At 68.2% G+C, this 19,834-nt stretch carries 19 protein-coding genes; 11 read left to right on the top strand and 8 right to left on the bottom strand.

Translation table 11 applies throughout. The features are described from left to right. The first annotated feature begins 80 nt into the window (after positions 1-80). From Q8K49_RS10315 to Q8K49_RS10325, 3 genes are all read left to right on the top strand, one after another. Positions 81-731: an NUDIX hydrolase gene (locus Q8K49_RS10315; protein ID WP_305305825.1), complete on the top strand. Its 651-nt coding sequence runs from the start codon at positions 81-83 to the stop codon at positions 729-731. Between the two features lie 20 nt (positions 732-751). Further along, positions 752-1,573, top strand: a complete 822-nt coding sequence (gene cysE, locus Q8K49_RS10320) for a serine O-acetyltransferase (protein WP_305305827.1) — start codon at positions 752-754, stop codon at positions 1,571-1,573. A 63-nt stretch (positions 1,574-1,636) separates the two neighbouring features. Continuing rightward, positions 1,637-1,849, top strand: a complete 213-nt coding sequence (locus tag Q8K49_RS10325; RefSeq protein WP_305305829.1) for a DUF3126 family protein — start codon at positions 1,637-1,639, stop codon at positions 1,847-1,849. 77 nt (positions 1,850-1,926) lie between these two features. On the opposite strand, the gene Q8K49_RS10330 is transcribed toward Q8K49_RS10325, so the two are convergent. Continuing rightward, the gene (locus Q8K49_RS10330) at positions 1,927-2,439 is read right to left on the bottom strand and encodes a hypothetical protein (RefSeq protein WP_305305831.1); all 513 of its coding nucleotides are present in this window, start codon (positions 2,437-2,439) and stop codon (positions 1,927-1,929) included. Positions 2,440-2,482: 43 nt separating this feature from the next. On the opposite strand from Q8K49_RS10330, the gene Q8K49_RS10335 reads away from it, so the two are divergent. The 4 genes from Q8K49_RS10335 to Q8K49_RS10350 all read left to right on the top strand — a co-directional run bounded on the left by Q8K49_RS10335 (position 2,483) and on the right by Q8K49_RS10350 (position 6,956). After that, positions 2,483-3,352, top strand: a complete 870-nt coding sequence (locus Q8K49_RS10335; RefSeq protein ID WP_305305832.1) for a 50S ribosomal protein L11 methyltransferase — start codon at positions 2,483-2,485, stop codon at positions 3,350-3,352. 55 nt (positions 3,353-3,407) lie between these two features. After that, positions 3,408-3,896: a hypothetical protein gene (locus Q8K49_RS10340; protein ID WP_305305834.1), complete on the top strand. Its 489-nt coding sequence runs from the start codon at positions 3,408-3,410 to the stop codon at positions 3,894-3,896. Between the two features lie 200 nt (positions 3,897-4,096). Further along, positions 4,097-5,908, top strand: coding sequence for an aminopeptidase P family protein (locus Q8K49_RS10345; protein ID WP_305305836.1), 1,812 nt, complete (start codon positions 4,097-4,099; stop codon positions 5,906-5,908). A 58-nt stretch (positions 5,909-5,966) separates the two neighbouring features. Then, positions 5,967-6,956 (top strand): aldo/keto reductase, encoded by a 990-nt coding sequence (locus Q8K49_RS10350; protein ID WP_305305837.1) that lies wholly within the window; start codon positions 5,967-5,969, stop codon positions 6,954-6,956. Between the two features lie 7 nt (positions 6,957-6,963). Here Q8K49_RS10350 and Q8K49_RS10355 read toward each other — a convergent pair whose 3' ends face one another. Continuing rightward, complete coding sequence (locus Q8K49_RS10355; protein WP_305305839.1) at positions 6,964-8,190, bottom strand: hypothetical protein; 1,227 nt, start codon at positions 8,188-8,190, stop codon at positions 6,964-6,966. 281 nt (positions 8,191-8,471) lie between these two features. Next, on the bottom strand, positions 8,472-10,808 hold the full coding sequence (ligA, locus tag Q8K49_RS10360; RefSeq protein ID WP_305305840.1) for an NAD-dependent DNA ligase LigA: 2,337 nt from the start codon (positions 10,806-10,808) through the stop codon (positions 8,472-8,474). Between the two features lie 158 nt (positions 10,809-10,966). Between ligA and Q8K49_RS10365 the strand changes: the two genes are divergently transcribed. Both Q8K49_RS10365 and Q8K49_RS10370 read left to right on the top strand, forming a co-directional pair. After that, complete coding sequence (locus tag Q8K49_RS10365; RefSeq protein ID WP_305305842.1) at positions 10,967-11,947, top strand: M28 family peptidase; 981 nt, start codon at positions 10,967-10,969, stop codon at positions 11,945-11,947. Positions 11,948-11,997: 50 nt separating this feature from the next. Then, positions 11,998-12,555, top strand: coding sequence for a hypothetical protein (locus Q8K49_RS10370; protein WP_305305844.1), 558 nt, complete (start codon positions 11,998-12,000; stop codon positions 12,553-12,555). Between the two features lie 7 nt (positions 12,556-12,562). Here the strand turns inward: Q8K49_RS10370 and Q8K49_RS10375 are convergent, their stop codons facing one another. The 4 genes from Q8K49_RS10375 to Q8K49_RS10390 all read right to left on the bottom strand — a co-directional run bounded on the left by Q8K49_RS10375 (position 12,563) and on the right by Q8K49_RS10390 (position 17,976). After that, complete coding sequence (locus Q8K49_RS10375) at positions 12,563-14,071, bottom strand: Ppx/GppA phosphatase family protein (protein WP_305305846.1); 1,509 nt, start codon at positions 14,069-14,071, stop codon at positions 12,563-12,565. Further along, positions 14,071-16,293, bottom strand: a complete 2,223-nt coding sequence (locus tag Q8K49_RS10380) for an RNA degradosome polyphosphate kinase (RefSeq protein ID WP_305305848.1) — start codon at positions 16,291-16,293, stop codon at positions 14,071-14,073. Before Q8K49_RS10380 ends, Q8K49_RS10375 begins: the two co-directional genes overlap by 1 nt. Before the next feature lie 106 nt (positions 16,294-16,399). Beyond that, positions 16,400-17,245, bottom strand: a complete 846-nt coding sequence (locus Q8K49_RS10385) for an RcnB family protein (RefSeq protein WP_305305850.1) — start codon at positions 17,243-17,245, stop codon at positions 16,400-16,402. Between the two features lie 167 nt (positions 17,246-17,412). Further along, on the bottom strand, positions 17,413-17,976 hold the full coding sequence (locus Q8K49_RS10390; protein WP_305305851.1) for an RcnB family protein: 564 nt from the start codon (positions 17,974-17,976) through the stop codon (positions 17,413-17,415). A gap of 176 nt (positions 17,977-18,152) precedes the next feature. On the opposite strand from Q8K49_RS10390, the gene Q8K49_RS10395 reads away from it, so the two are divergent. Beyond that, entirely contained in the window at positions 18,153-18,872 is a 720-nt protein-coding gene (locus tag Q8K49_RS10395) for a glutathione S-transferase family protein (RefSeq protein ID WP_305305853.1), read from the top strand. Positions 18,873-19,086: 214 nt separating this feature from the next. Beyond that, positions 19,087-19,401, top strand: coding sequence for a sel1 repeat family protein (locus Q8K49_RS10400; protein ID WP_305305855.1), 315 nt, complete (start codon positions 19,087-19,089; stop codon positions 19,399-19,401). On the opposite strand, the gene Q8K49_RS10405 is transcribed toward Q8K49_RS10400, so the two are convergent. Beyond that, positions 19,398-19,832 carry a growth inhibitor PemK gene (locus Q8K49_RS10405; protein ID WP_305305857.1) on the bottom strand — a complete coding sequence of 145 codons (435 nt, stop codon included), beginning with the start codon at positions 19,830-19,832 and terminating at the stop codon, positions 19,398-19,400. The genes Q8K49_RS10400 and Q8K49_RS10405 overlap by 4 nt on opposite strands. Positions 19,833-19,834: the final 2 nt, after the last annotated feature.

The raw sequence follows: 19,834 nt of genomic DNA on the forward strand, positions 1-19,834 counted from the left end.
CCCCGCTTCCTTATGGGGCGGCGCGTGCATGCAGGACAAGGCCGTTGCGGGCGCGCGGGCGGGCGGGCCATATCGCCGCCATGACCGACTCCCGCGACGCCTTCGACGCCGACCGCCCGCTGCCGGCCTGGGACGACGGACGCGACCGGCCTCCGCCGTGGAGGGATGCCGGTTCGTCCGTGACGTTCGAGAACCCGTGGCTGAAGTTGACACGCCACGACGCGACCGCGCCGACGGGCATGAAGGCGGACTATGTGGTGATGCGGCCGAAGAACCTGTCGGTCGGGGTGCTGCCCGTGCATGACGACGGCACGGTGACCCTGGTGGGCCAGCAGCGCTTCGCCCTGATGAACTGGTCGTGGGAGATGCCCGAAGGCGGGGCGCCGTTCGACGAGGAGCCGATCGAGGGCGCGCGGCGCGAGCTGATGGAGGAGGCCGGGCTGCAGGCGGCGCACTGGCGGCCCGCCTACAAGGCCGAGATGAGCAATTCCGTCACCGACGAACGGGCCATGGCCTGGATCGCCTGGGGGCTGACGCCCGTGCCTGTCGCGCCCGATCCGACAGAGATCATCCGCGTCGTGCGCGTCCCGTTCCCCGACCTGCTGTGCGCAATCGGGACCGGGGCGATCCGGGACATGTTCACGCTGGCGACGGCGCTGAGGGCCTACCATATGGCCCGGGAAGGCGAACTGCCGCCCGAACTGGCGAAGGCCATGCTGGCAGGCGTATGATGAAGCCGAAGGAGAGGCTGATGCCCAAGCTCGAAGTCGTCGCCCAACGGTCCGACTGCTGGTCCGCCCTGCGCGCCTCCGCCGAGGCGGCGACGCGGGACGAGCCGCATCTGGCGTCGCAGATGAGCGCCGTCATCCTGGCCCACGATGATCTGGCGGGCGCCCTCAGCTTCCAGATCGGGCGCAAGCTGGGCGACAGCGAACTGGGGCCGATGTCCGTGCGCGAAGTGTGCCGTGACGCCTTCGCGGCCGATCCGTCCATCGTCGCCGCCGCCGAGGCAGACCTCCGGGCCGTGTCCGAGCGTGACCCGGCGATCAAGACGCTGTTGCAGCCCTTCCTCTACTTCAAGGGTTTCCAGGCGTTGCAGGCGTGGCGGGTGTCGCACTGGCTGTGGACCCAGGGCCGCGAGACACTGGCCTTCCATTTCCAGAGCCGCATTTCCGAACTGTTCCAGGTCGACATCCACCCGGCGGCGCGGTTGGGCTCGGGCCTGTTCCTCGACCACGGCACGGGCATAGTCATCGGCGAGACCGCAGTGGTCGGCGACGAGGTGTCGATGCTGCACGCCGTGACCCTGGGCGGCACCGGCGCCGACCGCGGCGACCGCCATCCCAAGATCGGCAAAGGGGTGCTGCTGGGCGCCGGGGCCAAGGTGCTGGGCAATATCACCGTCGGCGACTACGCCAAGGTGGCCTCGGGCTCGGTGGTGCTTAAAGCCGTGCCGGCGGGCTGCACCGTGGCGGGGGTGCCGGCGCGGCTGGTCAACTGCCCGACCGGGGCGACCCCGGCGCGGACCATGGACCATACGCTGGCGGACATCGTCTACGACTTCGTCATTTGAGGGTTTCCCGCGGGCGGGGCATTCTCTAGGGTCCGCGCCTTCACGACAGACCTGAGGCCTAGCATGAACACCGCCGATATGAAGCGCGTCGAGACGCACCTGAAGCGCACCTTCAACACCGGCGGCATCGTCCTGAAGCCGCGCGGCAAGCCGAATGACTCCTGCGAAGTCTATGTCGGCGACGAGTTCATCGGCGTCGTTTTTGAGGACGAGGACGAAGCCGGCAGCTTCATGTTCGAGATGGCCATCCTCGCGGAAGACCTGCCGCAGGACTGACTGCCTGGCGACGTTCGCGCACGAAAAAGCGCCGGAGGAGCAATCCTCCGGCGCTTCTTCATTTCAGACCGTGGCCGTCACTTCGTGCCGAAGATGATCCGGCCGAGCGTCGCGAAGAAGCCCTTGTCTTCGGGGGGCTTGGCCGCGGCGGGAGCAGCAGCCGGAGCGGGAGCTGCGGCTTTCGGAGCCGGCGCGGGTGCAGGCGCTGCAGCAGCGGGCTTCGGCGCGGCGGCGGGCGTCGCAGCCGCCTTCGGCGCGGGCTTGGCGGCCGGCTTCTTCGCGGCGGGCTTCTTGACCGCCGGTTTCGCGACGGCCCTGGGAGCCGCCTTGACGGCGGGTTTGGCGGCGGCCTTCGGGGCGGGCTTGGCCGCCGGCTTCGGTGCAGCCTTCACGGCTGGTTTGGCAGCGGCCTTCGGAGCGACGGGCTTGGCGGCGGCCTTCGGTGCGGCGCTCGACTTTGCCGCCGGTTTCGGCTTGGAAGCGGCGGCGGCCGGTTTCGACTTGGCGGCTGCCTTAGGCTTGGATGGTGCTTTGGCCATGAATTCCCCGACCCCTCGGTTCAATTGGTTGATGCTGGCGGCGGAGCGCACGCCTGCGCGCGGCTCGAGTCGTCATGATAGCGGTGTTTGAGAAATGTCCCATAGCCCAAAGCAGATAATCGCGCGGGGTCCGCGCGCGGTCGCCGAGGCCGCCGCCGTCTCGCTGGATTCAGATCCGCTGCTGGAGGGGGCGACCTATTCCATTCTCGAGGAGGATGAGGACAAGGGCATCTGGCGCATCGACGCCTTTCCCAATGACGCCGACGAGGCGCGCGGGATTGAGACGCGGCTGAAGGCTCACGACGGGCTGACCGTGAAGGTCGAGAAACTGGCCGACGCCGACTGGCTGGCCATGTCGCTGTCGGGCCTGCCGCCGGTGCGGGCCGGGCGGTTCTTCGTCTACGGCGCGCACGACGAGGGCGTGGTTCCGAGGAATACGGTCAATCTGAAGATCGACGCCGGCGCCGCCTTCGGCACCGGGCACCACGGCACCACCGTCGGCTGTCTGATCGCTTTCGACGAACTGCTGAAGCGTGAACGGTTCGAACGTGTGCTGGACGTCGGCTGCGGCACCGGGGTGCTGGCCATCGCGGCGGCGAAGACGGGATCGAAGGTCGCGGTCGGCACCGACATCGACCAGCCCTCGGTGCGTATCGCCAACGAGAACGCCAGGCTCAACATGGCCGACGCCCGCTTCGTCCACGCCTTTGGCCTCAACGACCGCAAGGTCCGCCAGCACGGTCCCTATGACCTGGTCTTCGCCAACATCCTGGCTCCGCCGCTGGTCTCCCTGTCGCAGGACATCAAGGGGGCGTTGAGCCTCGGCGGCGTCGCCATCCTGTCGGGCCTGCTGCGGACCCAGGAGCGCCGGGTCTCGGCGGCCTATCTGTCGCGGGGATTCATCCTCGAACGCCGCATCCACCGGGATGCGTGGAGCGCGCTGGTTTTGAGGCGGATGGGTTAACGGCGGAACGGCCGTCGTCCGCAACCGTTGCAGCAGTTCAATGGAGGAACTGCCCGTGACCCACTACGATCCGAACAACGATCCCGAGCGTCGTGAGACGATCATCACCGAGACCATCGTCTCGCCGGCCCACGTGACCGAGTCGGTCGAAACCGTCGTCGTGCGCGAGTCCAACTCCGGCTGGTGGATCGCCGGAATCCTCGGCGGGATCGTGCTGCTCGCCGTCCTGTGGATACTGTTCTCACGCAGCGCCGAACCGCAGACGGACGCGGCCCTTCTTGAGGCCCAGATGGACGCCGCCGCCGCGCAGGCGCAGGCGGATTCGGCCCTCATACAGGGTCAGGTCGCCGGAGCCCAGGCCAGCGTCGACATCGCCCGCGCCGACGCCGCCCGCTCTCAGGCCGACGCCATCCGCGCCGCCAGCGAGGCTCGCGCAGCCGAAGCCCGCGCCTCCACGCCGGTGGTGATCGAGCGGGAAGTTCAGGTTCCCGCGCCTGCGCCGAGGGGCGTGGTGGTCGTGACGCCGACAGCGCCGCAGAACTAGGTACGCGTCTCCCTCCCCCGAAATGGGGAGGGATTTCGGCGCCCCGGGTCCGACCAGAGGTCGGCCCGAGGACAGGCTCCGCGACGACAGGGTGGGGAGGTTTCGGGCAGCGCAAGACTGTGCGGCGGCTCCCCACCCGTCTGTCGCTTTCGCGACAGCCACCCTCCCCAGAAGGGGAGGGAGAATGCTATGCCTCCGCCATGCGCCAGTCCTTCGATGAAACCACCGATCCATCCTTCGGGGCGAGACACCTGCCCCGCGTCCGCGCCAAGATGGCCGAGCAGGGGCTCGACGGTCTGCTGGTCCCGCACGAGGACGAGCATCAGAACGAATATCTGCCCGCCGCCAACGACCGGCTGGCCTGGCTGACCGGCTTCACCGGCTCGGCGGGTGCGGGGGTGGTGCTGAAGGACCGGGCGGCGGTTTTCGCCGACGGACGCTATACCGTCCAGGTCCGGGCCCAGGTCGATGCGGCCCAGTTCGAGATTCTCGATCTCGTCGAGGGCGGCGTTCCCGCCTATCTGGAAGGCGCGCCGAAGGGGGCGGTGATCGGCTATGATCCGCGTTTGCACAGCCCCGATGCGCTGGTCTCGTTGAAGCGCGCGGCGGCGAAGGCCGGGGCGGAGCTGAAGCCGGTCGAGCCCAATCCGCTGGACCTGGCCTGGGCCGACGACCGGCCCGGGCAGCCGACCGCGCCGGTCGTGCCGCACGAGGACCGCTACGCCGGCGAAACCAGCGCCTCCAAGCGCGCGCGGATCGGCGAGGCGGTGGCCAGGGCGGGAGCGGAGGCGGCGGTCCTGACCGCGCCGGCGTCGCTGGCCTGGCTGTTCAATATCCGCGGCGGGGACGTGATCCGTACGCCGCTGCCGCTGGGGCAGGCGGTGGTGAGGGCGGACGGCACGGCGCAGCTGTTCCTCGATCCGCGCAAGGTGACCAATGAACTGCCCGGCTGGCTGGGCGACGCGGTGACGCTGGCCGCGCCCGAGGCGCTGGACGCCGCGTTGGACGCCCTCGCGGGTCAAAAGGTGCTGGTCGATCCGGGCCAGTCGCCGGCCTGGTATTTCGACCGGCTCGAAGCGACAGGGGCGACCGTGGTGCGCGGCATGGACCCCTGCACCCTGCCGCGGGCCTGCAAGAATCCGGTCGAGATCGAGGGGACGCGTCAGGCCCACATCCGCGACGGCGCTGCCCTGACCCGCTTCCTGCACTGGATCGACACCGTGGGGCAGGAGACCTTGCCGGACGAACGTCAGGTGGCCGAGGCGCTGGAAGGATTCCGCGAAGCGACCGGGGCGCTGAAGGACCTCAGCTTCGACACCATCGCGGGCTGCGGGCCGAACGGCGCCCTGCCGCACTACAAGCCCGTGACCCGCACCATTCGCCGGATGGAAAAGGGCAGCCTGCTGCTGGTCGATGGCGGCGGGCAGTATCTTGACGGCACCACCGACGTGACCCGGACGATGGCAGTGGGCGAGCCGACCGCCGACCAGCGGCGTATGTTCACCCTCGTGCTCAAGGGTCATATCGCCATGGCCGTGGTCCGCTTCCCGGTCGGGACGACGGGCCATCAGCTGGACGCCATCGCGCGCCTGCCGCTGTGGATGGCGGGTCACGACTATGACCACGGCACCGGCCACGGCGTCGGCTCCTATCTGGGCGTGCACGAGGGGCCGCAGCGGATTGCCAAGGCGGTCAACAGCCAGCCGCTGCTGACCGGCATGATCCTGTCCAATGAGCCGGGCTACTACCGCGAGGGCCACTGGGGCATCCGCATCGAGACGCTACAGGCGGTGACCGCGCCGGAGCCGATCCCGGGCGGCGAGCGGCCGATGCACGGGTTCGAGCAGCTGACCTTGGCGCCGCTGGACCGCCGTCTGATTGATGTTCCGTTGCTGACGCCGGGCGAGCGGGCCTATGTCGACGCCTATCACGCCGAGGTCCTGGCCAAGGTCGGACCGTTGCTGGAGGGCGAGGTGCTGGGCTGGCTGAAGGCGCAGGCGGCGCCGCTCTGACCCTTGCGGAACGCGACCGGGGCCCCGACCTGAGCGCGTACATCGCAGGAGCGCTCTCATGAAAACCCGTCGTCTCGGCAAGGCCGGTCCCGAAGTTTCGGCCATCGGTCTCGGCTGTATGGGCATGGCGGCCTTCTATGGCCAGGCCTCGGATGAGGCGCAGGCGACGGCGGTGATCCATCGCGCGCTCGACCTCGGCGTCACCTTCCTCGACACGGCCGAAATGTACGGCCCGCACACCAATGAGCTGCAGATCGGCAAGGCGCTGGCTGATCGGCGGGATGGGGCCTTCGTGGCGACCAAGTTCGGCATCGGCTACAACGCCGAGCGCACCGCCCTGACCGTCGACGGCTCACCGGCCAATGTGCGCCGCGCCATCGAGGGCAGTCTGAAGCGGCTGGGGATGGACCACGTCGATCTCTACTATCTGCACCGCGTCGACGCCAATACGCCGATCGAGGAGACGGTCGGGGCCATGGGCGAGCTGGTGAAGGAGGGCAAGGTGCGCTTCCTCGGCCTGTCGGAGGCCTCGCCGGAGACGCTGCGGCGCGGGCATGCCGAGCATCCGATCACGGCGCTGCAGACGGAATATTCGCTGTGGAGCCGCGAGCCGGAGGACGAGCTGTTCGCGACCTGTGATGAGCTGGGGATCGGCTTCGTGCCCTACAGCCCGCTGGGCCGGGGCTTCCTGTCGGGCGAGATCAAATCGGTCGACGACCTGGCCGCCGACGACTTCCGCCGCTCGAACCCGCGCTTCCAGGGCGAGAATTTCCGCAAGAACATCGACCTGGTCCACGCCGTCGCGGCGATCGCGGCGGACAGGGGCGTGACGGCGGCGCAGCTGGCCCTGGCCTGGGTGCTGGCGCAGGGGGAGACGCTGGCTCCGATCCCGGGCACGCGGCGCATCCGGACGCTGGAAGAGAATGCGGCGGCGGTCGACCTGGTGCTGACTGCCGACGATCTGGCCCGCATCGAGGCGATCTTCCCCAAGGGCGCGGCCTCGGGCCACCGCTACGCCGAGGCGGCGCGGTCCGCGCTGAACCGCTGATCGGCGTTCAGCCGGTCTGGGCGCGCCGGGCGCCGAGGCTGGCGTGGGAGGCTCCGGCCAGACCGGCCAGGGCCAGGTATTCGGGCGCCGACAGACCGTGGATGATCACCGAACGCGTGACGCGTTTGGCGTTGGCCACGGCCCGCTCGGCCCAGGCTATGAAATCCTGGTGGTCCAGCGGGTGTTGGCCGCTCTCGAAGGCGATGCCCTGCAGCCGGACGTCACGCAGATGCTCCGGTGTGCGTGCGGGCGCTTCGCGCAGCTTGCCGACGACGATCAGGCAGAACGGCTTGATCAGCACGGTGACGGCGGCGAGCGCGCTTCCCGGCACTCCCTCGATGTCACAGATCTCGCAGACCACGCCCTTTTCGACGCCCGTGGTCGCCTCCTTGAACCGGGCGATCAGGGGGCCGCGCCCGCGCTGGCTGGCCAGGGTCGTATAGGAGACTGGCAGGAAGAGGGTGGGCTGTTTGGCATTGCCCTGTTCGGAGCGCAGGCGGCTGACGCCGCGCGCGATGGTGGCGAGGTCGACCCGTTCGACATCGGCCGTGGTCAGGTTGCGCAGGTCCTGGGCGTTCAGTTCGATCTCGCCGGGCATGCTCAGCACGCGCCGGGCGATGCGGAAGCCGATCTGGGAGAAGGCCTTGAGCTCGAAGATCGGCTCAAGCGTGCACGAGACCCGCAGGGTCCGGCCATCTGCGGCCACGAAGGGGTTCCACGCATCCGGCAAGGGCGCCGCAGCCTCCAGCGCGGCCATGCGGGGCTCCGTACGGGCGGCGTCGAGGGCGTAGGCGCAGTCGATCTCGGCCGCGAAAATCCTGCCGCCGCTGAGACTGGTCACCTCCAGCACATCCAGCGCTTCGGGCACGTCTCCGCCGAGAAAGTGACCCAGCAGCTCGCGCAGGTAGAGCATGCACGAGGCTTGGCCGCCGAACTTTCCCAACTCAGGCTGGACCACGAGATAGTCGGTCGGTGAGACGCGCTGGAAGAAGCCGCCGCTTTCGAGATGTTTGCCCAGCGTACGCTCGACGTGCTGGTAGATCTGCTCGCGCCGACCGTCCCAGCGGTCGCCGAGGCGGGCGGCGATGGCGTCCAGTCCGATCAGATTGATCCGGCCCTCGTCGAGCATGCCGGAGGCCTGAAAGCGTTCGAGCAGAGAACCGAGATCCTCGCTGGAGAAGCGCTCAATGGGCGGGCCAGCGTCCGGCCCCGGATCCAGCCGGGTGGTAGTCATGATTCCTTATGCGCCCGTTCGGGTTGCCAATCGATTTAGTTTTTGATCCGAAACACGTTTCTGTTGCAACGCTGGACGCCTCAAATCGATCCGGTTGGGGTCGGGCGCGTGAACGGTCAGGCCTTTTTCTCTGCGGCGCGCTTGCGGTTCTCCCGCGCCCTGACCTTCGCCATCTCCGAGATCAGGGCGTAGGGGATGGGACGATCCTTCGGGAACCGGACCGCCGATTTCGACACCACGTAGGACGCGAGTTCGGCCCTGGGTTCGGGGTCGCGATCAGGTCAGCCAATCAGCGCCAGCCATTCGTCCTCGGTCAGCACGGCGACGCCGTGCTTGAGGGCGTCGGCCATCTTGGAGCCGGCGCCCGGGCCGGCGACGAGGTAGTCAGTCTTCCTCGACACCGAGCCGGACACCTTGGCGCCGAGCGATTCAGCGCGGGCCTTGGCCTCGTCGCGGGTGAAGCGTTCGAGGGCGCCGGTGAAGACCACGGTCTTGCCGGCGACGGCGGTGTCGGACTTCGGCTTTTCGGCGTCCTCGATCCGGTCCATCTCGGCCACCAGGGCATCGACCATGGCGCGGTTGTGGGTTTCGCGGAAGAACAGGGCCAGCGCGCGGGCGGCGACCGGGCCGACGCCGGACACGCCCGCGATCTGGGCGAGGCCCTCGGAAGGCCCCTCAATCCGGGCCACCTCGGCCAGCCACACCAGACCGGCCCAGTCGTCCGCGAGGGTCGCCAGACCGCGCCGGGCCGGGGCGGCGAGGCCGGGGAAGGCGAGGGCGATCTTCTGGTCGATCGGGGCCTCGGGCCATGGGTCGTCAGCAGGCGGGGATGCCTCGGCGAGGGCCGCGACCACGCGTGGCGACACGGCATGGGTCTCGCTCAGCCGGACCCAGGCTTCGCTGGGGAGGCCCCCGGCGGCGGCGATACAGGCGGCCTCGAAGCCGCGCCATGTCTCGAAGGCGCGGGCCAGGACAATGGAGGTCTGGTCGCCGATGTCGCGGACGCCGAGGCCGTAGATGAAGCGGTCGAGAGCAATGGTCCGACGGGCGTCGATGCCGGCCACGAGATTGCGCACGCTGGTCTCGCCATAGCCGTCCTCGGCGCGCAGGGTGTCGAGCTTTTCGGCGTCGCGGGCGAGGCGGAAGATGTCGGCGGGCTGGTTGATCCAGCCGCGCTCATGGAAGGCGATCAGCTGCTTTTCGCCGAGGCCTTCGATGTCGAAGGCGCGGCGGCCGACGAAATGCTTGAGGTGTTCGATGCGCTGGAAGGGGCAGGCCAGTTCGCCGGTGCAGCGGCGCACCACGCTCTCGACGCCCGAAGCGTTGGTCTCCTTCACCAGCGCCGTCTTCAGCGGGCAGATGCAGGTGTGCGGGAAGTCCCACGGTTCGCCACGGCCCGGGCGGTCGGGATCGACCACGCCGAGGATCTGGGGGATGACGTCGCCGGCCCTCTGCAGGGTGACGGTGTCGCCGAGCCGGATATCCAGCCGGGCGATCTCATCGGCGTTGTGCAGGGTGGCGTTGCGCACGACCACGCCGCCGACGGTGACGGGGTGCAGCCGGGCGACCGGCGTGTGTGATCCCGTTCGTCCGACCTGGATGTCGATGTCTTCCAGCACGGTGGTCGCTTGCTGGGCCGGGAATTTGTGGGCGATGGCCCAGCGGGGGGTGCGGGCGACGAAGCCGAGGCGGGCCTGCCAGTCCAGCCGGTCGATCTTGTAGACCACCCCGTCGATGTCATAGCCAAGCCTCGCCCGATCGCGATCGAGCTCGGCGTAAAGGGTCTGAAGGCCGGCGGCGTTCTCGACTTTCTGCGAGCGGGCATTGACCTGAAACCCCCAGCTTTCTAGCCCCTTCAGGGCGTCCGCCTGCGTTTCGGCGAAAGATGCCGACGTCTCGCCCCAGGCGTAGGCGAAGAAGCGCAGGGGCCGTCTGGCGGTGATCGTCGGGTCCTTCTGACGCAGCGAGCCGGCGGCGAAATTGCGCGGGTTGGCGTAGGTGCGCTGGCCCTCCGCCTCGGCGGCGGCGTTGAAGGCGTCGAAGGCGTCATTGGGGGCATAGACCTCGCCGCGCACCTCGATGACCTCGGGCCAGCCCGTTCCGGACAGGGTCTGCGGGATGTCGGCGAGGGTGCGCAGATTGGCGGTGACGTCTTCGCCGGTCTTGCCGTCGCCGCGCGTCGCGCCCCTGACCAGCACGCCGTTTTCGTAGCGCAGGCTGGCGGACAGACCGTCGATCTTGGGTTCGGCGACGAAGGCGACGGTCTCATCCGTGGGCAGCTTCAAAAAGCGGCGAATGCGGGCGACGAAGTCGGTCACTTCGTCCGCTGAAAAGGCGTTGTCGAGCGACAGCATGGGCACGCCGTGGCGCACGGGGGCGAATTGGGCGGAGGCGGCGGCGCCGACGATCCGGGACGGTGAGGCGAGGCTGGTCAGGTCGGGAAACCGGTCTTCGATCTCCAGCGCTCGGCGCTTGAGGGCGTCATAGTCGGCGTCGGAGATCTGAGGCGCATCGTCGCCGTGATAGAGGGCGTCGTGGCGCGCCAGTTCGGCGGTCAGCCGGTCGAGTTCCTCGCGCGCGGCGGACTCGGTCAACTGATCGACGGGGGTGTCGGACATGGATGGCTCGCGGCAAGGAATCTTCCGATATTCTAGCATCGCCCGCCGGGGTTTCGAGGCCCGTCGTCGGATTGCGGCCACCGAATGCGGCATGACAGGGAGTTAAACTGACACCGTCGCACCGCTCCGCTAGCGTCCGGCGGTCTCAAGGAGCCCCCATGCGTCACGCCCGTCTTCTCGCCCTGTCCACCGCCCTCGGGGGCGCCCTTCTGCTGTCGGCCTGCGGCAGCCTGTTCGGGTCCGATGCGACGCCGCCCGCCGCGGCGGCCGCACCGACCCCGTCGGTGATGCACGCCCAACTGCTGGAAGACGTACGCATCCTCGCCGCTGATGACATGCAGGGCCGCGACACCGGGGCTCCCGGCGGGGAGATGGCCCGCAACTATATCGTCGGCCGGCTGGAGGCGCTGGGCGTCGTCGCTCCGCCGATGGGCCGGTTGCAGCCGTGGGAGATGCAGGGCCGCACCCGCGCCGGGCCGAGGACCTGGAACGGCGTCAACATCATCGGCGTGATTCCCGGCACGCGCGTGACCGACCGTTATATCGTCGTCACGGCCCACTACGACCACGTCGGCGTCAATGCCGAGGGGCAGGTGTTCAACGGCGCCGACGACAATGCCTCGGGCGTGGCGACCATGCTGGCGCTGGCCGCCGATCTGAAACGTCAGGCCCCGGAGCACAGCGTGCTGATCGTGGCCCTCGACGGCGAGGAGCGTGGCCTGTTGGGCGCGAAGCATTTCGTCGAGGCGCCGCCAGTGCCGCTCGAATCCATTGCCATGAACCTGAATTTCGACATGACCGCCCGGGCCGAGACCGACGGCAAGCTGTGGGTCACCGGCACCTATCAGCATCCGAACTTCCGTCCGATCCTGGAGGGGATCCCGGCCAATGGCGCGGTGGCGCTCGCCTTCGGCAAGGATACGCCGCAGGACACCGGCGAGGACAATTGGGTCGAGGCTTCGGACCACGGCGCCTTTTACCGGGCCCAGGTGCCGTTCCTGTATCTGGGGGTGAACTACCACCCTGACTATCATCGCCCGTCGGACGATTTCGACAGGATCACGCCTTCGGTCTTCATCAGCGCGACCCAGCTTTCGATCGCCTCGTTCCGGGCACTGGACCGGGGCCTCAGCCGCTAAGGCTCGACAGGGCCGGCCGGGCGTGCTGGGCTGAAAGCCGGAGGGTCACCATGCGCATCAGAATTCTCGCCGTCGTCGGCATAGCCGCCCTGTGCGCCATGGCGTCCTGTGACCGGCCGGATGCGCCGCCCGAAGCCCCGTCCACCGCCGCCCCCGCGTTCAGGCACAACATGAGCGCGGACCTGTCCGGCTACTATATGCCGGCGAGCGAGGTGCGGATCGGGAAATGGTCGTTCAACCACATATTCGTCGGGCAGGCGCAGGAGTTCCAGGCCTGGGAAGGCGGAAGCCGGAGCGGTATGTTCGGTCCGGTCATGTTGCAGTTCGACGATGTAACCAGCCCCATGGTCCAGACCGAGATCGGCGAGGCGCGCAGCCTTACCGCCCGTGTGTTGCCGACGGCCTATTCGGTGACGGACACCCGCATCAGCTTCGAGGGCCGTTCGGCCGAACTGGGCGCGGTCCGGTTCGAGGGCGCGCTCGAGCCCGGCGCTCTCGCGACCTCGCGGCGCAACCTCGGCGATGAAGGCGTGGTGGTCACGGGAACGCTGACAGTCGGTAGCGGCCCCGCCCGGAACGTCCGGCTGCGCTGGTGGGGTGGGGACTGATCCACTGTCAGTCGCCCGAGCGGATATCCAGCTTGAGTCCCATGGCCTCGGCCAAGGCCTTGCCGCGTCGGCGCGTCTGTTCGCCCAGCAGGGCGTCGGCATAGCCGTCTGACGCGGTCAGAAAGAGGGCGCCGTCCTTCACCCCGGCGCGGGCGTTGACCAGCAACTGCGGCGAACGGCCCGACAGGTCGCAAGCCAGTCGGATCGCCAGGCCGAGCGCGCGGGCGCCCTGCCGCTGCTCTTCATTCAGCAGGCGGGCCACCGTCCTCGGTTCGGGCGTCGAGCCGCTGCCGCCGTAGCGGGCGTTGACCGCCACGGCCAGATAGGCTCGTTCGGCATGGTTCTGACCGGGCACCGGCGCGCGCAGCACCTGATCAAAGGCCAGTTCAACGCGGTGGTCGGGATGCAGTCGGGCGCCAAGATCAGCCAGCCGGCAGGCCGCGTCGGCCAGAACAGCGTCGCGCTCGCGATTGAACACCGGCGGCAAGGCGGCCATCAAAGGTGCGATCCAGCCGTTCAGGGCGCTTGGCAGCGCCGGTGAAATGCCCTGACGCGCGCCGAGGGCCGTACAGCCGGCCAGCAGCGGATCGGCGGCGGCGACCTCGGCCTCAAGGGCCTCGTACAGCAGACCCTCGCGCACGCCCCAGGCCGACAGAACGACCCGCTTCAATCCCAGCCTTTCGATCAGCCCTTCCAGCACCAGCGCGGCGACGGGGAGCGTCTCGGCGCGTTTGCGCGACAGTCCGGGCCATTTCTCCAGCGAGGCCTTCGACGACCGGGCGATCAACCGGGCCGTGCCGATCAGGTCGGCGGCGTCCATCTCGTACTGGTGCACGATGCGCAGCGGATAGCCGGTGATCTCCATATGCACCTGGGCCAGGGTCCGCCACGCGCCGCCGACCGCATAGAGGGTGTCGGACTGGTAGTCGCCGACGGACTTCAGTCGCCCGGCTATGGTCCCGCGCAGACGGTCGGCGTCGAAGCCGCCCGTATCGGCCAGGGCGAAGGGGCCAAGAGGCAGGGTCGTCCCGCGTCCCACCGCCCCCTCGGTGAGACGGATCAGCTCGAGGCTGGAGCCGCCGAGGTCGCCGACGACTCCATCGGCATACGGAATGCCGGCGAGAACGCCGAGGGCGGCATAGCGCGCTTCTTCCTCGCCGGACAGGATGCGGATTTTCAGTCCGGTGGCGGCGGCGACGCGGTCGCAGAAGTCCTGGCCGTCCTGAGCCTCGCGCACGGCGGCGGTGGCGGCGACAAAGGTATGGGCGGGGCGGACACCGTCGATCACGGCGGCGAAACGTTTCAACGCCGTCAAGGCTTGGGCGGCGCCCTCGATCGACAGCTGCCCGGTCTCACCGAGGTCGCGTCCAAGACCGGCCAGCACCTTCTCGTTGAACACCGTCCAGATGGCGCGGCCTTCCAGCCGGTACAGCACCAGACGCACCGAGTTGGAGCCTATATCGATCGCGGCGACATCGCGCGGCGCGTCGATCACCGGGTGCGACGCGTCGGGCATCACCGCTTCTTCCGCGAGGGCTCATAGCTGAGATGGCCGGGCAGGGTCTTCACCTTGCGGCCCCGGCCCGACAGGCTGGGGTTGGTCATGAAGTATTTGTGCGCCGAGAAGGGCCGTTCCGGGTCGGCGGGCGCGACCCGGCGATAACTCCCGTCGGCGGCCAGCACCCAGCTCTGGGCGTCGTCCTTGAGGTTGGCGACCATGATCTGGTCCAGCACCTGGTCGTGGACGGTGGCGTTGAGCACGGGGGTCATCAGCTCGACGCGGCGGTCCAGGTTCCGGTTCATCCAGTCGGCCGAAGAGATGTACAGCTTCGCCCTGTCGTGCGGCAGGTCGCGGCCGTTGGCGAAGGCGACGATGCGGCTGTGCTCGAGGAACCGGCCGACGATGGACTTGACGCGGATGTTTTCCGACAGGTCAGTCACCCCGGGCCGAAGGCAGCAGATGCCGCGTATCACCAGCTCGATGCGGACCCCCCACTGGCTGGCGCGGTAGAGGGCGTCGATGATCTGGGGATCGACCAGCGAATTCATCTTGGCCCAGATGGCCGCGGGCTTGCCCTTGGCCGCCGCCGCCATCTCCTTGCCGATCAGGTCGATCAGCGTGGTCTTCATATTAAGTGGCGAGACCACCAGGGCCTCCAACTCGTCGGGCTGGGCGTAACCGGTGATGTAGTTGAACACCCGTGAGGCGTCGCGGGCCAGAATGGGGTCACAGCTGAACAGGCTGAGGTCGGTGTAAACGCGCGCGGTCACCGGGTGATAGTTGCCGGTGCCGAAATGGCAGTAGGTCTTCAGCCCCTCGCTCTCGCGGCGCACGACGACGCTGAGCTTGGCGTGAGTTTTCCATTCGACGAAGCCGAACACCACATGGACGCCGGCCCGCTCCATGGCCCGGGCCCAGCGCAGGTTGGCCTCCTCGTCGAACCGGGCCTTGATCTCGACCAGGGCGGTGACGTTCTTGCCGTTCTCGGCCGCCTCGATCAGGGCGGCGACGATGGGGCTGTCCTTGGAGGTCCGGTACAGCGTCTGTTTGATGGCGATCACATTGGGATCGCGGGCGGCCTGGCGCAGAAACTGGACCACCACGTCGAAGCTCTCGAACGGGTGGTGGATCAGCATGTCCTTTTCGCGCACGGCCGCGAAGATGTCGCCGCCGTTGTCGCGCACCCGCTCGGGATAGCGTGGCTCATAGCCCGGGAATTTCAGATCCGGATGGCCGCTGGGGATCAGGTCGGCGACCTGGGCCAGACCCAGCATGCCGGCGACCAGCACGATGTCCTGCGGCGCGGCGTCCAGCTGGTCGGTGATGAAGGTGCGCAGGTCGTCCGGCATGGACGCCTCGATCTTGATGCGCACCACCGAGCCGAGGCGGCGCTGCTTCAGCGCCTCCTCGAATTCCATGACCAGGTCCTCGGCCTCTTCCTCGATCTCGATGTCCGAGTCGCGGATCAGGCGGAAGACACCGCGCTCCAGCACGTCGCAGCCAGGGAACAGGTGGTCGATGAAGAGCATCAGAAGGCTCTCCAGCGTCAGATAGCGTTTACGGCCCGGTTTGGAGCGGCCGTCGGTGGCCAAGGGCCAGAACCGCTTTACCTGGGTCGGCACGGGCACGAGGGCGTAGAGGGTGCGGTTGTCCGAGCGCCGCTTCAGCTTCAGCGCCAGCGAAAAGCCGAGGTTGGGCAGGAAGGGGAAGGGATGGGCCGGGTCGATCGCCATCGGCGTCAGCACGGCGAATAGCTGGTTGAGGAATTCGGGCTCCAGCCGCTCGCGTTCGGTCTTGGTTATCCGGGCCGCGTCGACGACCTCGATGCCGGCGCCCGTCAGCTCCTTGCGCAGTTTGCGCCAGCGGCGCTGTTGCTCGGCCATCAGGCCGCCCGCTGCGACATTGACCTTGTCCAACTGCTCGGCCGCGGTCAGGCCGTCGGCGGACAGAACCCGCACCCGCTCGCGCACCTGGCCCTTGAGGCCGGCGACGCGCGTCATGAAGAACTCGTCGAGATTGTTGGCCGAGATCGACAGGAAGCGCAGCCGTTCCAGCAGGGGGTGGGCCGGGTTGGCGGCCTCCTCAAGCACTCGGCCGTTGAAGGCCAGCCAGGAAATCTCGCGGTTGAAGAACCGTGTGGGCGAGGCCATCAGCTCTTCGGACAGGTGCAGCTGCGGCGCGCGCGAGGAGGGGACCTCCTCGCCGGTGGTCGTGTCGCTGATCGCCGGATCGCTCATGGAGCCGGTTCTGGCCCGGCGCGGCGATGGCCGCAACCTTGCTCTGACAATCGGAAACGCCGCCCGATCTCGCGATCGGGCGGCGTTTCCTCCGTGTTCTGACGGCTTACCAGCTCCAGGCGTCGAAGATGACGTCGATGATGTAGCCGTCGTATTCGTCGACCAGATAGATGTGATTGTCGACCAGCACCCAGCGCGTGCCCACGGGCGGATAGCCGAGGCCGTAGGTGCGCCAGTCGTTCAGCTGATAGCGCCAGAAGATCGACGGCAGGTAGTCGCCGACGTGGTAGCGCTGGCCCCAATAGTTGCGCGGCACGTTGTAGTAGCCGTAGCCCGGCGCGAAATAGAAGCCGAAGCGGAAACCGCTGTAGCCGCGGAACCGCCGGTCGCTGCGCCACCAGTCGCTGCGGTGGTTGCGGTTCCAGTTGCGCCGCCAGTGGTCTCCGTCGAAGCGGTTATGGAAGTCGCGGTAGTCGCGGCGCTCCTGACGCCGCTCGTAGCGGTCATCACGCCGGTCGTCCCCATCGCGGGGCCAGTCTGGACGATCCGGTCTGTCGGGACGGTCGGGTCTGTCGGGCCGGTCCGGACGATCACCGTCGCCGCCGCCGGGAATGGGCCGGTCGGGACGATCGGGGCGATCCGGTCGGTGGGGGCGATCCGGCCTGTCGGGCCGGTCCGGACGTGGCTGATCCGAAGTCTGTGGCCGATCAGGCCGGTCCGGTCTGTCGGGACGATCCGGGCGCGGCTGATCTGGAGCTCGTGGCCGACGCGGGCGATCCGGCTGATCCGGCTGATCCGTCCGCATTTCGCGGTCTTCTTCATCCCCGTTCTGACGGGAGGCGCCGCGGCGGCCGCCGCCGGCTTCTCCGTCCTGGGCCAGGACGGTCAAGGGCGCCAGGGCCGGCACGGCGAAGGCCGCGACCGCGGCGGCGACGATCAATGAGCGCTGCATTCTCGTATTCTTCCCCGCACGTCCCTCTCAGACGGCTTGTAGTCAAGGTTGCGCTTTCATCATGAACCGTGACTGAACGAAATGCGCAATCGAAACCGGGCGCCGGATACGAAAACCCCCCCGCGAGCCGGACCCCGCGGGGCGCGTATCAGAGCTGAGATCGAGTCCTAGTAGACGCCCGACAGCACGTTGGCGATCAGGCCGGTGGCGAGGGCGATCAGCACGATATCATTGCCGGCGTGGACATAGCGATAGCCGCGCGGGGCCGGACGCAGATCGTAGTCGTAGGGGTCGGGCACATAGTAGTTGCGGTAGGAGTGCGGCAGGTATTGGCCGCGCTGCCAGCGTTGCCCGTAGTAGCGCGGCTCGACGCGATAATAACCATAGCCGGGGGCGTACCAGTAGTCGTTGCGGCCGCCGCGGTAGTCGCGGAAGTCGTTGCGGCCGCGCCACCAATCGCGATTGTTGCGGTCCCAACGCTGGTCGCGGCGGAAGTCCCGACGATCGTCCCGGCGTTCCTCGCGGAAGTCGCGGCGATCCTCCCGGCGGTCCTGACGATAGTTACGGCGATTGTCGTACTCTCCGTTGCGATCGTCCCGGCGGTCGTCGCGGCGCTCCTCACGATAGTCGCGCCGGTCTTCGCGGCGGTCGCGGTTCTGGGCCTCGGCGGCCATGGGCGCAGCGGCGGCCAGCACCAGCCCGAGCACAGCGGCCTTTGTGAAGCGGTTCATGATCGCTCTCCAACTGAGGGTGGCGGCGGGAAACCCGCGTCGGCCCGCTAATCATATGCGACCGTCTCTCTCGGCTCATGAACTCCTCCTGAATGCGAGTGTCAGGTTCGGTGGACGCACTATTGCGAGCGCCGGGCGATCCTCCCACCTGTGATCCAGCTTCACAGGACGCCCGCATGACCGCGCCGATCGAACTCTGGTACTGGCCCACGCCCAACGGCTGGAAAATCTCGATCGCCCTGGAAGAGATGGGCCTGCCATATGAAATGAAGCCGGTGAATATCGGGTTGGGCGAACAGTTCGGGGCCGCTTTTCAGGCCATCAGTCCCAACGGTCGGATGCCGGCGATCGTCGACCCGGATGGGCCGGACGGCCAGCCGCTGTCGATCTTCGAATCCGGGGCCATCCTGCAATATCTCGGCGCCAAGTCCGGTCGCTTCTATCCGCAGGATCCGCGCGGCAAGGCCGAGGTCGATCAGTGGCTGTTCTGGCAGGTCGGCGGCCTGGGACCGATGGCGGGCCAGACCCACCACTTCCGGCAATACGCCCCGGCCATCATCAAGGACCAGCGCCAGATCGCCTATGGCGTCCGCCGCTATACCGACGAGACGCATCGGCTGTACGGCGTCATGGACCGGCGGCTGGCCGACCGCCCCTATCTGGCGGGCGACTATTCCATCGCCGACATGGCGGCCTGGCCCTGGGTGCTGCCGGAACTGCAGGGACAGGATCTGACCGAGTTCCCGAACCTGAAGGCCTGGATGGAGCGGGTGGGCGCGCGGCCCGCCGTGATCGCGGGTCGGGCGCTGGGCGACGGGATGCGCCGCAGCCTGGCGGCCTCCGGCAAGGCGGCGGAGGCGGCGCGCAAGGTGCTGTTCGGGCAGCGGGCGCGATAACCGTTCGTAAGCCCCCCGGTCATGTCCCGTTAGCGGGTGTGAATCAGGGATTTCCGAACTATTTCGGATATCTGAACAAGGGCGCAGTATTCGCCCCGCTTGTACTGAAAAGGCCGTTCGGACCCCCCGTTGTTAACTTTACCTTCAAACCGCGGGTATTTTATCGCGTCTCAGAGGGCGGGGCCAGAAAGGCGCCGGTTCGGGAGATACGGTGATGAACGCGCAAGAAACCGCGCCGCAAGTCGATCAAGAGCAGGGCCAGGAAGCTGGACTCCCCCTGCCGACCGCGGACATGAACGGCGACGACCTGTTCCGGCTGGGCATGATGTATTCGAACGGCCAGGGTGGTTGCCCCATGGACCGCGTCTCGGCCCACATGATCTTCAACCTGGCCGCCATGAAGGGCTCGATCGAAGCGCGCGTCTATCGCCGTGAGATGAGCCAGGAGATGGAACAGGACGAGATCGCCGAGGCGCAAAAGGCGGCGCGCCGCTGGATCGATGCGGGGATCGTGAAGCTGGCGGCCTAGTTGTCGCGCCAGATGCGGCGGAAGCCGCCCGCGCGCCCCAAGGCGATCGCGCGCGTCCGCACCTGCTCATAGAGAACGGGCGGCAGCACCCCATAGTCGAACCGCCCCTCCGGATTGGGCTCCAGATCGACGCCGGGCCAGATGAACTCGTTGGCCTCGTCCAACATCACCCACGACCGGTCCCCGTCCAGTCCAAGGGCGCGGCGCACCCTCGTCGGCAGGGCCAGAGCCTCGCGGCCGGGCTCCGGCTCGCGCGAGGTCAAGGGCACGACGACGACGCGCGGCGCGTCTCCCGGCTCGGGTGTGACGGTGAGGACGATCGCACACGGCCGGGCGTAGCGCGCCTCTTCGACACCACGGTCGTGTTCGTGGCCCCAAAGATATCTGTAACGAAGGACCAGGCCCGGCGTCGGCGACGGCAAGGACGCCAAGT

It is taken from the genome of Brevundimonas sp. (assembly GCF_030682035.1).
Classification (GTDB): Bacteria; Pseudomonadota; Alphaproteobacteria; order Caulobacterales; family Caulobacteraceae; genus Brevundimonas.